The sequence below is a fragment of the Alteromonas sp. KUL106 genome, assembly GCF_009811415.1.
GTDB lineage: Bacteria > Pseudomonadota > Gammaproteobacteria > Enterobacterales > Alteromonadaceae > Alteromonas.
Genome location: NZ_BLIG01000013.1, coordinates 1 through 14192, shown reverse-complemented (window position 1 = coordinate 14192; position 14192 = coordinate 1). Strand labels below are relative to the sequence as shown.

General features: G+C 44.1%; 14 protein-coding genes. 2 read left to right on the top strand and 12 right to left on the bottom strand.

Annotated features, from left to right (window positions below; translation table 11 throughout):
* Positions 1–29: 29 nt before the first annotated feature.
* The 4 genes from GVO63_RS05010 to GVO63_RS04995 all read right to left on the bottom strand — a co-directional run bounded on the left by GVO63_RS05010 (position 30) and on the right by GVO63_RS04995 (position 4372).
* On the bottom strand, positions 30–509 hold the full coding sequence (locus tag GVO63_RS05010; RefSeq protein WP_159578355.1) for an invasion associated locus B family protein: 480 nt from the start codon (positions 507–509) through the stop codon (positions 30–32).
* A gap of 51 nt (positions 510–560) precedes the next feature.
* Positions 561–1811: a nidogen-like domain-containing protein gene (locus tag GVO63_RS05005; protein WP_159489204.1), complete on the bottom strand. Its 1251-nt coding sequence runs from the start codon at positions 1809–1811 to the stop codon at positions 561–563.
* A 178-nt stretch (positions 1812–1989) separates the two neighbouring features.
* Positions 1990–3591, bottom strand: coding sequence for a S10 family peptidase (locus GVO63_RS05000; RefSeq protein ID WP_159578368.1), 1602 nt, complete (start codon positions 3589–3591; stop codon positions 1990–1992).
* Positions 3592–3766: 175 nt separating this feature from the next.
* Positions 3767–4372 (bottom strand): ACP phosphodiesterase, encoded by a 606-nt coding sequence (locus GVO63_RS04995; protein ID WP_159578354.1) that lies wholly within the window; start codon positions 4370–4372, stop codon positions 3767–3769.
* A 180-nt stretch (positions 4373–4552) separates the two neighbouring features.
* On the opposite strand from GVO63_RS04995, the gene GVO63_RS04990 reads away from it, so the two are divergent.
* Positions 4553–5335: a tRNA-(ms[2]io[6]A)-hydroxylase gene (locus GVO63_RS04990; RefSeq protein WP_159578353.1), complete on the top strand. Its 783-nt coding sequence runs from the start codon at positions 4553–4555 to the stop codon at positions 5333–5335.
* A gap of 212 nt (positions 5336–5547) precedes the next feature.
* Positions 5548–6147: a Yip1 family protein gene (locus GVO63_RS04985; RefSeq protein ID WP_159489198.1), complete on the top strand. Its 600-nt coding sequence runs from the start codon at positions 5548–5550 to the stop codon at positions 6145–6147.
* Between the two features lie 76 nt (positions 6148–6223).
* Here GVO63_RS04985 and purF read toward each other — a convergent pair whose 3' ends face one another.
* The 8 genes from purF to GVO63_RS04945 form a co-directional block, all read right to left on the bottom strand.
* Positions 6224–7747, bottom strand: a complete 1524-nt coding sequence (gene purF / locus GVO63_RS04980) for an amidophosphoribosyltransferase (RefSeq protein ID WP_159578352.1) — start codon at positions 7745–7747, stop codon at positions 6224–6226.
* A 14-nt stretch (positions 7748–7761) separates the two neighbouring features.
* Positions 7762–8250 (bottom strand): CvpA family protein, encoded by a 489-nt coding sequence (locus tag GVO63_RS04975; protein ID WP_159489194.1) that lies wholly within the window; start codon positions 8248–8250, stop codon positions 7762–7764.
* Between the two features lie 161 nt (positions 8251–8411).
* Positions 8412–9029: an SPOR domain-containing protein gene (locus tag GVO63_RS04970; RefSeq protein WP_159578351.1), complete on the bottom strand. Its 618-nt coding sequence runs from the start codon at positions 9027–9029 to the stop codon at positions 8412–8414.
* A 47-nt stretch (positions 9030–9076) separates the two neighbouring features.
* Positions 9077–10408, bottom strand: a complete 1332-nt coding sequence (folC, locus tag GVO63_RS04965) for a bifunctional tetrahydrofolate synthase/dihydrofolate synthase (RefSeq protein WP_159578350.1) — start codon at positions 10406–10408, stop codon at positions 9077–9079.
* Positions 10408–11253 carry an acetyl-CoA carboxylase, carboxyltransferase subunit beta gene (gene accD, locus GVO63_RS04960; protein WP_159489188.1) on the bottom strand — a complete coding sequence of 282 codons (846 nt, stop codon included), beginning with the start codon at positions 11251–11253 and terminating at the stop codon, positions 10408–10410. Before accD ends, folC begins: the two co-directional genes overlap by 1 nt.
* Positions 11254–11535: 282 nt before the next feature.
* Entirely contained in the window at positions 11536–12342 is an 807-nt protein-coding gene (locus GVO63_RS04955; protein ID WP_159578349.1) for an ABC transporter substrate-binding protein, read from the bottom strand.
* 197 nt (positions 12343–12539) lie between these two features.
* A complete protein-coding gene (gene truA / locus GVO63_RS04950; RefSeq protein ID WP_159578348.1) occupies positions 12540–13328 on the bottom strand; it encodes a tRNA pseudouridine(38-40) synthase TruA in 789 nt (262 codons plus the stop codon).
* Positions 13329–13525: 197 nt separating this feature from the next.
* The coding region (locus tag GVO63_RS04945; RefSeq protein WP_308469289.1) for a FimV/HubP family polar landmark protein at positions 13526–14192 on the bottom strand (667 nt) is incomplete at its 5' end.

The window sequence follows — 14192 nt, the reverse complement described above, 5'->3', positions numbered from 1 at the left end:
TTAAAATAAAAAAGTGCTTTAACCCTTATTTATTTTTGAGTGTTTTGGTTAAGCTGCGCGTAGGCTTTGTCAAAACCTGACAATGAAATAGGTAAGGTCACTTGTTGGTTTTCTGACTTTTGGAACGCGATTAGCATAGTCTGACCGCGGTGCATTTGCTCCAAAAGTTCGCCGTCGATTTTCACTACACTTTGACAAGACTTTTCATCACATCCAGAGAAAGGTACCTGTATAGGTGCAAAACTGTCTATTTTTAAGCCCACGCCATTTTTAGTAAGTGTACCTTTTGGAAGCTTAATCTTTAAAACCGGAAAATCTTGAGAATAGGAATAATCGACGTTAACACCTAAAAGCACTTTAGTTGCATCTTTGTCTTTTGCAACAAGTTGACTCAGCGTACACACTGATGAACCGTTGCAAAGCAAACTCCAACTTCCAAAATCACTTGTTGTTACAGCCCATGAAGAAAATGAAGCAAGTACTAAACTGACTACTACTAAATATTTCACATTAACCTCTCAGCAAAATGGGGAGTTCATACTCCCCTTTTTGAATTAGTTTTACTGCTTACGCTTTCTCAAAAAGATAGTGCTGAACAATGCACCTAGCATAAGGAATAACGTGCTGGGCGCGGGCACCGACGTTGAATCAGGTACGAATACAGTAACAGCATTCTGGTTCATATTAATAACACCAGAGCCATCGAAGGTTAAACCAGTTACAAATGCATCTGGCGTAGGCACAAGCATATTCGAAATATCAATGCCCATTATTCTGAAGCGGTCTACAGGTGAAGTGAAGTCGTACTCCACGCCTCCAGTGATATCTGTACCCGTATCTATCCAATCCCCATTATCCCAAAGGAACAAGTCAAACAAGTTGTCGTCATAGCCTTCTGGCAAAAGAACTGAAGCGATATTGGGGCCACTATTTACAATATAGTCATAACCTACGGCTACATCTGGGTCGATGAAAACAAGCTCGTCTGGATCATCGATAGAGAATTCAAATTCATAGTCAGTCGGTGTTTCTGGGTTAACAATTGGCAGAATCGGGTTTTCTGGATTATCACCCGGTAGCACGCCGTCGCGAATAGCAAATTTCCAGATACCTGGCGTACCCGTATTGCTGTTACTTTCGTCTATATCAGCAATGGCGGAAGTTCGAGAACCAGGTACAGTAAAAAAGTTTTCTCCATCGCCGGCGTCATATCCAGCCTGAGCAGGAATACCACTAGACACGTCTCCCGTAGTCCAACCGATATCTTCATATCTAAACTCAACGTCAAAATTGCCTGCGCCCGTGTCTTCCCTATCAATCAACACTAACTGAAACGTGTTGGTCGGATCACTGTTTTGATTATAATAACCAACTGCATTCCACGTTACTACCAGAGTATCTTCATTGGGTGAGCCGATAAATACATCACCACACTCTGCGCAGCGCGTATCTACATCCCCCCAAAATGGCGCAATCATAGGCTGATTGCTGTTAGGAAAAGGGTTAGGCGTAAATGTACCTACAGGACCATTGAAGGTAATGTTGCCGTTATTGTTGATGAAAAATCTATCGTAGGTCGTTCCAAAAAAATTTAAACCGCTATTAAATGCCAAAGCCTCATAGGAATCAAAAATGATGGGCCCAGAGGAACTATCATCATTGCTTTCCATTGCCAAAAAGCCAAACCCGCTTTCAGTCGAGCCTTCCCAACCAGAAAGTAGCACTGTTGCATTCACTGCGGTGCTTGAAATAGAAAAAGCTAAGGCAGCGCTTGCCAACAGGGAACATGAAAAACGTGATGTTTTTTTCATAAGTACATCCTTGTAAGTAATATTAATAAAGTTTTTGTTAGTGAACATAACCGACTTAGCAAACTGCAAGCCATTTTTAAAATTACTTACATATCAAAGACATACAGAAAACTCTCGAATTTTCATTAAAAAAATGTAAAGAAAACTGACGTCCCTGTGTTCAGTTTTTATATTCTCGCTATCGCTTGTATTCAGCGGGCTCACCGCTTTTCGGTGTACTTAGTTGGATAAACTCACGTAAATCTTGGTTAGATTGCTTTAAGTCATCGCGACGCAGGTACATCATGTGACCGCTGCGGTACCCTTTGAAGCTTAAACGATCTTTCAAGTTACCACTTTGATCAAGCTGCCACATGGTGTATTTGGCGTCAAAGTAGTTGGTTGCACCATCGTAATATCCGGCTTGAATCATCACATTTAAATACGGATTTTGCGCCATCGCCAATCGCAAATTCTCACCTGTTTTATTATTGCTTCTATCCCAAGGGTGCACGTTGCCAAACATGTTGTATTTGATATCCGTTTTATAATTTAATTCTTCGCGCAAATAGTAGTTAATGGCAGGCGTGAACGAATGAAGCCATGATGTTAACTCTGCCCAATAATCAGGACGATCACCGCTTTGCTTAGCATCTATACCTAAATAGCGGCTGTCTAAGCGACCTAATGTTTTACCTTCGTCTCGCAATAAGTCTTTCCAGAAAAAGGCCGTACTGACGTCTAAGTTGTTTTGAGCAATAGACGCTTCGCTTAAACCCGAGTAGCGCGCCATTTGTTTGAGTACGTCGCGTTTTTCCGTCTCGCCGATAAAACCACCTTTAGCTAACGCAGGGATAAGCGTGTTAATAGTGAAATCTTCAACTTCCGGCAATAATTCGGTGAGTTCTTTGTTTTGCAACTCAGGTTCAAGCTTATTGTGGTACCACGCCGCCGCCGCAAAATACGGGAGACGGTTTGCGGCTTTCACCGGCCCATTGCGCTCAATACCAATGTCAGTGGGCGATACAAGTACAACGCCGTTTAAGTACATCCACTGACGATTTTGAAGCTCTAGCGCCAAACCTGAAACACGGGTAGTGCCGTAGCTCTCACCAATCAGGTATTTGGGCGAGCGCCAGCGGTTGTTGCGGGTGACAAACGTATTCACCCAGTCAGCCAAATAGCTTATGTCGGCGTTCACGCCAAAGAACATCTTTTGCTGTTCATCTTGCGATGGCATGCTGCCATCGGCTTTTGGCAGAACTCGGCTATATCCGGTGTTTACTGGGTTAACAAACACAATGTCAGCCACATCCAAAATTGAATAGGGGTTGGTCTGGACACCATATGGCTGAACCGGATAGCCCTCATTATCAATGTTAAGAATGCGAGGCCCAGTGTATGCTACATGCATCCATACAGACGCAGAACCGGGTCCACCATTAAAAGAAATGATGAGAGGGCGCTCAGTATTTTCTTTTACGTCAGTTCTTTGGTAGTAAGTGTAAAACAAGGTTGCAACCGCTTCGTCCTTGCTGTTCCACACCGGTTGAGTTCCTGTTGTAGCGCTATACTTCACACGCTTACCAAGAATTTTAGTCTCGTGTTCTGTCACCACGCTGCTATCAATTTTAATTGAGCGTGCATGAGCTTGTGGGCTTTCTTCTTGAGCGGAGACACTGATCGTTACACTTACGACAGCAAGCAAAGCGGCTACAAGCCACGTGAGTACTGTTGGTGTATTATCACTCTGACAAAATGACAGAGGTGTAGTATTTCTATGTAGAGATTGTTTATTCATCATTATTTTTGTCTTTGTGTGTCGTTAATTTTATCGTTTTTCGTTTGAGAGCCATTTAACCTAAGTCGTGCATTAAAAGTTAACCGGACTTGATACACTATATCGCTGTTCGTACGTCAGCTTAGCAATCAACGACAAAACAGCCAATTTCTTCGATACAATTCTGAAACATGGATTAAATCTTATCGGTATTTTCAGGGCCGTTCTTTTTGATATGCGTTATTAAGTCTGGAAAAAAGGCGAGAAACATAGCTTCTATTTGTTCTTTATTTTCACTTATGTCATCCACTACATAATGAAAAGTATTGGCAAAGCGAATGCGCTTGGCGACAACAGAAATGGCCTTGGCAATCCCCTCTTCTTTAGCATAATCCTCAAACCAATCGTGAGTAATCATATGGCCTATGCTGTGCTGCATGTTTCTTGGCATGTAAGGCAAGCGTTGTTCTAACAATTGAAAGCTTTCTTCTCGAAAGTCATCAAAGCGCTGTGTCGTAAATTTCGTCCAATGCTTAATCAGTAAATGGTCGAAATAGATATCAAGCGCAACAGGCGCAACAGGCGCAAAACGCCTACGGCTTTTATGAAATAGGGACTTCGCGTCCAACACATTCCTATGGCTATCTGTGAATTTATCGACTTCGTAGTGATTTTTAAGACCTAATTGAACCCCACTACTGAACGCATTTACGTCAACGCCCCGCCGAAAGTCGCCAAGTAAGTTACCGAAATGAGAATCGGCAGTTGGACGGGCCAGGAAAAGATGGGCAAGGTAATTCATTTGTAATTAAATGGCCTCGATTTTAAGTTGTAAGGGCTTATGGGTATCAAGTAATATTAGCGTCGCACTAGCATTGAATTATGAAATACCACCCAAAACAAAGCAGCGCTTGCATGGTTAAGCACGTTGCTTAATTCAAATGTAACTGAAAAGCCATCGCACTTAAAACTGAGTTTCAACATGTCTGTAATCTCCACCACTGAAATCACGTCTTTACTTTCTCCCGTTAATGCATTTTTACATTGCGAGACACCACAGTCGTGGATAGATGAAGCACAGAAAGAAGAAAACCTGCGCGTTATTCTTACTGACCATTTAATTTGTGAGCTAAAAGCAGCGCAATCGGCGATGTATCTTCTTCGAAGGTATGTGGCCGATGAGGAAACCAGTAAAGTCTTACTAGGCTGGCTGAAGCCTTATGAGGACTTCACCTACCGCCATGAGGGAGATTGGCAGTCGCTTAATACTAAACACCTTTCTAAAAATGTGTTTAACGTCGAAGGCTTAGATTCTTTTAAAAAAGACATGCTTGATAAAATGGTGATGCTCATTAAAGAAGAGCTACACCATTTTTATCAGGTACTCGAAATTATGCACGCACTAGGATTTGACTATAAATCGGTGACATCTAGCCGCTACGCTAACGGCTTGCTGCGTCACGTACGCACTTATGAGCCTGAAAAACTGGTCGATAAACTCATTTGCGGTGCCTATATTGAAGCGCGCTCTTGTGAGCGCTTTGCCAAACTAGCTCCTTATGTTTCTGAGGATTTAGGCAAGTTTTATGTGTCACTGCTGCGCTCAGAAGCCAGACATTTTGAGGACTACCTTACGCTCGCTAAGCAAATCGCCAAAACCGATATTTCAGAACGTGTTACTCATTTTGGTCGCGTTGAAGAGTCACTGATTCAAAGTGACGATGACGAATTGCGTTTCCACTCCGGCGCACCGAGCTTTGGCTAACATTTTCGAGCCGTTTATAAATTAGACAATTTATATTGACGGCTTTGTATTTCTGCTGCACACTCAAATTGTAAATGTATTGTTAACGGCAGTTATTTAGCGCTGTGCGCTGTGCCCACATTCGTATCTATTAGAATTTTCGGCTAATTCGTGTGTTTCACTGCCTCGCAACAATCCTTCAATAATAATATTGGTGAACAAGGCAGGACTTTATGATTTTGAATCATTTAATTGGTATTTACACTCACCCTAAAGAAGAGTGGCAAACCATTGATACCAAACACGAAACCTATTTTTACGCGCTTACTCATATCGCTTTTATAGCACTCATTCCTTCACTCGTTGCGTATTATTCCAGTGCCCATACAGGATGGAGTATTGGCGCCGGCGACATAATACGTCTCAGTGAAAATACTGCCATCATGATGGGCATAGGCATGTACTTTGGATTAATAGCAGGCGTGGTCGCGTTGGCTGTACTTATTCATGAGTTGGCTAAAGCGTTTGATGCGGCACCAACCTACACGCAATCGTTAGAGCTTGCCGCTTATACCGCCACACCGTTGTTTATGGTTGGTTTTGCTGGGCTTTACCCAGAGCTTTGGGTAGTGATGACCGCGCTGTTGGTGGGTATTAGCTATTCGGTTTATTTACTTTATTCTGGCGTACCGATTTTGATGCATATGCCCGAAGATAAAGGCTTCATTTACTCAAGCTCCGTGGTGACATGTGGGCTCGTATTGCTGGTTATTCTAATGACCGGCTCGGTATTGGTATGGGGCCTATCTGGTGGGCCTGTGTTTGTTCACTAATATTATGAATCTAACACGATATCCCATTGAAAAAGCCGCTTAGTAAAGCGGCTTTTCTTTGTCAGCTAGCATAACCTTAATCAGCGGCGTCCATATTATGCACATCAAGGTTGCTAAGTTCAGCTTGCACCACTGGCGCTTTTCTTGACGCTTCACCACGCGACATATCAATGCGCTCAAGATACTCTTGGTCGATATCGGCTGTAATGTAGTTGCCATCGAACACTGACGTTTCGAAGCGCTGAATAGTTTCGTTTTCTTCACGAACTGCATCAACCAAGTCAGAAATGTCTTGGAAGATAAGGCCATCTGCCTGGATAAGCTCGGCGATTTGATCAATTTCACGGCCATAAGCGATAAGCTCGTTTGCCGATGGCATATCAATACCGTAAACGTTAGGGAAGCGAATTTCCGGCGCAGCTGACGCAAAATACACTTTCTTTGCACCTGATTCACGTGCCATCTCGATGATTTGGCCTGATGTCGTGCCGCGCACGATAGAGTCATCTACAAGCAGAACGCTCTTCCCTTTGAACTCAGATGAGATTGCGTTTAGCTTTCGACGTACTGATTTCTTGCGCATGGTTTGGCCAGGCATAATGAAAGTACGGCCGATGTAGCGGTTCTTAACAAAGCCCTGTCTGTATGGCAATTCAAGGGTGTTTGCAATCTGTAGCGCCACGTCCATCGACGTTTCAGGGATCGGAATTACCACGTCGATATCCAGATCTGCCCACTCACGCTTGATTTTCTCACCTAGCTTACGACCCATGTTTACGCGTGATGCATACACTGAAATACCGTCAATAAAGCTGTCTGGGCGAGCAAAATAAACAAATTCAAAGATACAAGGTGACGTAACCGGGTTTTCGGCGCACTGTCTGGTATGTAGCTGACCTTCTTCAGTAATAAATACAGCTTCACCTGGCATCACGTCGCGAACAAATTGGAAGCCTACGGCATCAAGCGCCACGCTTTCAGATGCCACCATCCATTCCTCACCTAACTCACTCATACGCTTGCCTAGCGCAAGAGGGCGAATACCGTGCGGGTCGCGAAACGCAACAATACCTTGACCGATAATGGCCGCTACAACTGCGTAAGCACCTCGGATCTTTTTGTGAACTTTCGTTACAACTTCAAAAATGTGTTCCGCACTTACGCTTAAACCCGCTACTTGCTGTAGTTCATGGGCAAGAATGTTAAGCAATAATTCTGAATCTGAAGTGGTGTTGATATGGCGGCGTGCAATGCGGAATACTTCTTCCTGCAACTCGTGGGCGTTGGTTAAGTTGCCGTTATGGGCGAAAGCTATACCAAAAGGCGAGTTGACATAAAAAGGTTGGGCTTCTGCCGAACTTGACGTTCCAGCAGTGGGATAACGTACGTGGCCGATACCCATGTTGCCTGACAGTCTTTTCATATGGCGCGTATGGAAAACATCTCGAACCAAACCATTTGCTTTGCGCAAATTAAACATATTTTGGTCGATAGTCATTATGCCTGCGGCATCTTGTCCTCGGTGCTGAATAACCGTTAGACCGTCGTACAGTGACTGAGCTACGGGCGTTTTACCAACTATTCCGACTATACCACACATGTGCGTTACCTATTTCAAGCGGGATTTAAAAAACTGGAGGAGTCTTTCACATAGCTGAAAAACCACTCTATGATGACACCAAACTCTGGAATGAGCACTGACGCCTGCCACCAAGCTGATGAGGCGGCGCGAGTAAAGGTGTCCATAAAAAAGAGCAATGCGCTAACTATCAGTACGCCACGCAGTGCACCAAAAACTATACCGAGAACGCGATCGGTTCCTGAAAGCCCTGTGGCCTGAACCAACTGACTAATGACGTAATTAATCATACCGCCGAGAATAAGCGTGACGACAAAAAGCGCTGCTATTGCGGCGCCGTTTTTTAAGTAAGGGTCGTCAATGGCGGTGAAATAAACGGCGAGGTCAGCGTAAAAATTGCTGGAAATAAAGAGTGCAGCAAACCATACCACTAACGAGATGGCTTCTTTAACAAACCCTCTAATAAGGCTTATTAAGGTAGATACCGCAATGATACCCAGTATGGAAAAGTCTACCCAGTTCATCGTCTCTTTATTGCGTTGATGTTGCTTGTTATGGTGAAGCAACGAGCCTTTGGCGAGATGGCGCGCATTCTAACAGAAGATAGAAATATTACTAGTCTGTAATATCAATCCTTGTAGCTCCAATCTTGTTAACAACCGTTTAGCTATCGGAATACTGCGCACTACTCGACCTTGAAGGTGGTGACCTTGCCTTTTAGATTGGTAAGTTCTTTCAAATGCGGTAAGGCTGACTCAAGCTTTTGTTTGTCCAGGTCGGGACCAACGAAAACTTTGTTAAGCGGCCCAGAGCTGGTTTGAATTTTACGACTAAACGCCCGGTAGCCTGCTTTTTCAAGCTTGGCTAAAAGCGCTTTAACGTTCTTCTCATGACGAAAGCTGCCAAGCTGAATCACCCAGCCCGCGTCATCGTCAGCAGCACTTTTAATATCAACAACCGTTTGACTGGCAAGCTCGTCTTCCTCGAAGGTTTTAACCTGTGGCGCTTTTTCGGTAGTGGCTTCACCTGAATTAGCAATTTCGCGAGCTTCCGTATATACAGGCTCATCATCTAACGCCGTTTCATCTTTGATTTCGACAGGTGGAACCGCGGCTTTCGCCACCCGTTCTGATGGAAAGGACTCAGGCTCTACGATGGGCTTCTTAGGCGGGTTAGCGGGTACAGAGACAAAGGGCTCTCTGTTCGTTTGCTTTTTGCCATCAAGAAAGTCTGGTAAAAAGATAACCGCTAAGGCAACGATAATAATCGTCCCCACCAGTCTATTCTTTAATGCCGATGTCACTGTGCTCTCCTGCTTGAATACACGTTTTTCAATCTACTCAGGACGTATTAGTTTTGTTCAGCCAGTACGTCAGCTACGGTAACAAAAGAACCAAAAACCAGAATGAGTTCACCAGTTTGATAATCTGCAAGCGCGCGCTGATATGCCGAGGTCACGTCTTGAAACGTCTCTATATTCTCTATGGTTGTGCCAGCATTAACAAGCGCATTTTCAAGTACTTCTGCGTTGCAGCCCCGAGGACCACTTGTTGAAGCGACATACCACTTAGCATTGAGTGCGGAAAGTGGCGCTAGTGTTTCGGCAATAGACTTGTCTTTTAACATGCCTACCACTACGCGCATTTGGCTTACATCGTAACGGCCTAGCCAGTCTTGCATCGCTGTCGTTGCCTGTGGATTATGAGCAACATCAACGACGACAAGGGGTGATTCACTGATAGTCTGTTGACGACCCGGCATGGTGGTATTTTCAATTATATCCCTCACCACATGCTCTTCAGGAAGCAAGTCTAGCAGCTCGAGCGCAGCCAATGCTGTGCTCGCGTTTTGAAGGGGTATTTTGGGATAAGGTAGCGATGTATAACTATTTCGCTTTCCTTTCCAGCTCCATTCACTGTAATCACTTGCTACGACTGTAACAAAGTCTTGCGTGGCCCAGCGTACATTAGCTTGCAATTCATTGGTCACATCGTAAAGCGAAGACGGCGGAAACAGGTCACCTACTACCGCATTGCCGTTTTTGCGCATAATACCTGCTTTTTCCCGAGCGATTTTTTCTCGGGTATTGCCAAGCCAATCTTGATGGTCAAGATCGATAGTCGTAATAACGGCAAGGTCAGGGTCAATAATATTAGTGGCATCTAAACGCCCACCTAAGCCAACTTCAAGAATGACTACATCAACGGCCCATGACTGCATCATTTTCATGGCAGCCAGCGTACCGAACTCAAAGTAAGTTAAGGTAATAGGTTCGCCACCCGTGTCTTTTCGCGCGCTCTCAACAAACTCAAATGCATTTACAAATTCATCGGCAGGCGGTAATTCGCCGTTGTAACGCACGCGTTCACGATAATCGGTTAAATGGGGTGAGCTGTAGACCGCAACACTCTTACCTTGCGATAGCATAGCTTGTTCAAGCAAGCGACACGTTGTGCCCTTCCCGTTTGTGCCTGCTACCGTAATAACTAAAGACTGGCTGAGCGATAGCGCCATGGCATTGGCCACCGCTTTCACTCTGTCTAGCCCCATATCGATAGCGCTGGGATGAATAGATTCTAGGTAGGATAACCACTGGCTCAGGCTTTTTTGCGACGATGGAGACGCGAAAGCGTCTTGTGCGTAAGGCGCTGAGCCAGTATTTGGATTGTTTTCGTTATTCACTAATTCTTATGATGCAACTTAACCAACAGGCTGTGTAATCTATCACGCATATCTCTGCGGTCAACAATCATATCAATTGCACCTTTCTCAACAAGGAATTCACTGCGCTGAAAACCTTCTGGCAGCTTTTCTCTTACTGTTTGTTCAATTACACGAGGACCTGCGAAGCCGATCAGGGCTTTTGGCTCTGCCACGTTCACGTCACCAAGCATTGCCAAGCTTGCAGATACACCACCCATTGTAGGATCTGTAAGCACGCTAATATAAGGCAGGCCTTTCTTGCTCATTTTAGCAAGGGCCGCTGACGTCTTGGCCATTTGCATAAGCGACATTAGTGCTTCCTGCATACGCGCACCACCACTTGCACTAAAGCAAATAAGCGGCATATCGTTTTCTAAGCATGCATTTACAGCAGCAACAAAACGCGCACCGACTACCGATGCCATCGAACCGCCCATAAACGCAAACTCAAAACAGGCTACAACCACTGGCATGCCTTTTAACTTGCCCTGCATGACGACAAGTGCGTCTTTCTCGTTTGTTGCTTTTTGTGCAGCAACAATACGATCTTTGTAGCGCTTTGAGTCTTTAAACTTAAGTACGTCTTGGGGTTCATGCTCTGCACCTAACTCAACGCGATCGCCATCATCTAGAAAAGCGTCGATACGGCGGCGTGCGGTAATACGCATGTGATGGTCGCATTTCGGGCAAACTTCCAAAAGTTTTTCCAGTTCGCTCTTATATAGTACAGCTTGGCAAGAACCACACTTTGTCCAAATACCTTCAGGGACATTACCTTTATGTGATGTTTGCGTGCGAGGAAGAATTTTTTGAATCCAGCTCATGGAAATTGAATCCTTTGTTTTTTGTTTGCTGGCCATGACGATTGATATTTGTTCATGCTTCTAACCAACAACACATTAAATTTTTAAGTTTCATATTGTATTACAAAGAAAAAATGCGTAAGACAATAGAACAGCTACCTAATATAGCGCGCTATTAGACCACAATACAACGAAATGGAAAAAACAAAACTGGTCTAAGAAGTTGGCAGCTGAGCTCACTCATACCAATCCACGAGTGCTTTTACTTAAATTATGGCTAGCGAGACTCAAAAAACATGGGTGTTACTGAACGCCCTGGCATTTAAGTTTTGGAAATTGATTAACACCTGAATGACGTTCAAGCGAGAGTTGCCTTTGGCCGCTTTTGATAAAATGGTGCAGTGCTATATCTATTTTGTTCTTGAGAGAAGTTAAGTCAGGACGAATAACGAACGCTAAACTAACCTGACTGATAACGTTAGTTGACTGGAAAAATTCTGAAGAACAAAACGTCTGGTTAAACATTACTGCGCGGGCATTATGTTCATTCATTATCGCAAAGTCACAGCGTCCTTTCGACATCATCATAGCCATTGTAAACTGACTACTTGAATCAATCCTTTGAATATTGTCTTCTTTTCTTTCAAAAAACGGCTGTAAAACGGGGTAAGTAAAACCGTATCTTGTACAAATACTAGAGGATAAGTTTTCTTCAGGGACAAACGGCTTCTGAAAATTTGTAGTAGAGTAGATGTAGCTTTCATGCTTTATAAACTCTTCGCTAAACAGAAAGTTGTTCGGTTTATTTATCCAACTTTCAGAAGATAAAAACAAATCTATTGATGATGACTTTAATAAATCTTCGCTCCTAGCACGATTCGAGTCTAAATAGACAAGACGAAACTGATGAGATAGCTCATTTGAGTTGAAAAAATCAACAACTATGCCTTCGTAGCGTTTCGTGATCTCATCATAATATAAATAAGGAGGAGCGCCTGGTGTGTTAACCGCGAACCGAACAGTAGGGATGTTATCTTGTGTATTGGCGCTGCATTCCAATACCGCTAAACACAGCAAAAAACACAAAACTTTTAAACGAAATTTAAACATAGACGCACGACTTCCTTGTATGTCTATCGACCGCACATTACGCAAAGACTACTAAGATAGGGATTAGACGTAGTTAACTTAGGTTGCCCTAGCCTTTCTTATACACAGCTTTTTTTGAAACAGTTTTCTCTTTTTAACAATTATGTTCGCAAGTGACCGCGCCATATCTTTGCAAGCTTATTACGCGCCAAATTGTTCTAATCTGGGAGAAACACCGGCCCTAAAGGACCTTTTGGCAAGTCATGCTCTTCAGGGTAAGTTACATCGACCAGATACAGGCCGTTTGGCTTCGCTGTGGCTGCCGATTTACTTCTATCTTTTAAACTTAATAGGTGGGCAATCCAATTAACATCTTGCTCTCCTGCCCCAATTTCAACAAGTGCGCCTGTGATATTGCGAACCATGTGATGCAAGAACGCATTTGCACGAATATCAATGATGACATAGCGCCCTTGACGGGAGACGCTTACATCAGTGACGTTGCGAAATGGCGTTTTACTCTGACACAGCGCTGCGCGAAATGACGTAAAATCTTGCTCGCCTAACAAGGCTTGAGCGGCGATATGCATTTTTTTCTCATCTAATTCGCGGTGAATATGGGTAACACCAGAATGGAGAATAGCAGGACGCATCTTCGCATTATGAATAACGTAACGATAGCGACGATGGGTAGCAGAGAAACGAGCGTGAAAATCATCCCTGACGTTCTTAGCCCAAGTAACAGCAACCGAATTAGGCAGGTTGGCATTTACACCTAAGGTCCAAGCGCGCTCTGAGCGGGGTGCATCACAATTAAAGTGAACCACTTGCCCGGTAGCATGAACCCCTGCATCGGTGCGTCCAGCACACTGCACCTCTATAGGCTCGTTGGCCACTGTCGATAATGCCTTTTCAAGATGCTCTTGAACACTTGGTACTTCACGCTGGCGTTGCCAACCGTATACAGCAGCACCGTCGTATTCAATCCCTAAGGCAATTCGCCCCATATCTGTCTTACCCCGTTTCTAAAAAGGCGCTAAGTGTAGTCATGTCGCTAGCAACATGCAATGCTGCCTAAGTACTAAATACGCTCTGGGTATACCTGTACACATTGATAATTCATCCAAAGCGTCCAATAAAAAAACGGCCTGTATTATTGAACTATACAGGCCGCTTGTTTACTTCAAAATGTAGAGCAACGGGTCTACTCGATATTTGCTAATATCGACGCCGCTTCCTGCTTTTGTTCTTCGCTCCCTTCTTTCATCACTTCTTCAAGTAACTCTCTAGCCGCATCAACATCATCCATTTCAATGTAAGCGCGCGCTAAATCAAGGTTTGCGTTTTGACCTGCATCTTTGTCAATATCAATAACAGTATCTTCATCAGATACGCCCGTAAAATCAGATAAACTCACATCTAAATCAAGGGCCTGACTGTCAGGGTCAATGGCATTGGTATCGTCGCCGTCGTTTAATAGTGATTCTACATCAAGAAAATCGTCTGATGCAGCGCCAGCCTCTCCTTCACTGTCTGACTCAATATCGCTTAACAAGGCAGCGAGATCTAAATCTGGATTATCTAACTTAAGCTCGTCTTCTTCACTTTCCGTTTTGTCTTCTACTGATACTTGCTCACTGTCTTCAATCTCGGACGGCGTGGCGATATCTAAGTCATCTGGAATCTCAAGTTCATCGCGATCACTATCTTCTTCGTCATCGTCATCGTCTTGCTCAAGCTCGAATGCTTCTTCTGCGTCTTCGTCCAGCTCTAGCTCAAATGACTCTTCTGCGTCTTCGTCCTGCTCAAGTTCAAATGACTCTTCCGCGTCGTCGTCCTGCTCAAGTTCGAATGACGCTTCTTCGTCGTCG

Bases quoted from the DNA above. Each gene is read 5' to 3' on its own strand.
- GVO63_RS05000 (WP_159578368.1), bottom strand. From the start codon at position 3,591: ATGAATAAACAATCTCTACATAGAAATACTACACCTCTGTCATTTTGT.
- GVO63_RS04995 (WP_159578354.1), bottom strand. From the start codon at position 4,372: ATGAATTACCTTGCCCATCTTTTCCTGGCCCGTCCAACTGCCGATTCT.
- accD (WP_159489188.1), bottom strand. From the start codon at position 11,253: ATGAGCTGGATTCAAAAAATTCTTCCTCGCACGCAAACATCACATAAA.
- purF (WP_159578352.1), bottom strand. From the start codon at position 7,747: ATGTGTGGTATAGTCGGAATAGTTGGTAAAACGCCCGTAGCTCAGTCA.
- truA (WP_159578348.1), bottom strand. From the start codon at position 13,328: ATGGGGCGAATTGCCTTAGGGATTGAATACGACGGTGCTGCTGTATAC.
- GVO63_RS04955 (WP_159578349.1), bottom strand. From the start codon at position 12,342: ATGTTTAAATTTCGTTTAAAAGTTTTGTGTTTTTTGCTGTGTTTAGCG.
- GVO63_RS05005 (WP_159489204.1), bottom strand. From the start codon at position 1,811: ATGAAAAAAACATCACGTTTTTCATGTTCCCTGTTGGCAAGCGCTGCC.
- GVO63_RS04990 (WP_159578353.1), top strand. From the start codon at position 4,553: ATGTCTGTAATCTCCACCACTGAAATCACGTCTTTACTTTCTCCCGTT.
- GVO63_RS04985 (WP_159489198.1), top strand. From the start codon at position 5,548: ATGATTTTGAATCATTTAATTGGTATTTACACTCACCCTAAAGAAGAG.
- GVO63_RS04975 (WP_159489194.1), bottom strand. From the start codon at position 8,250: ATGAACTGGGTAGACTTTTCCATACTGGGTATCATTGCGGTATCTACC.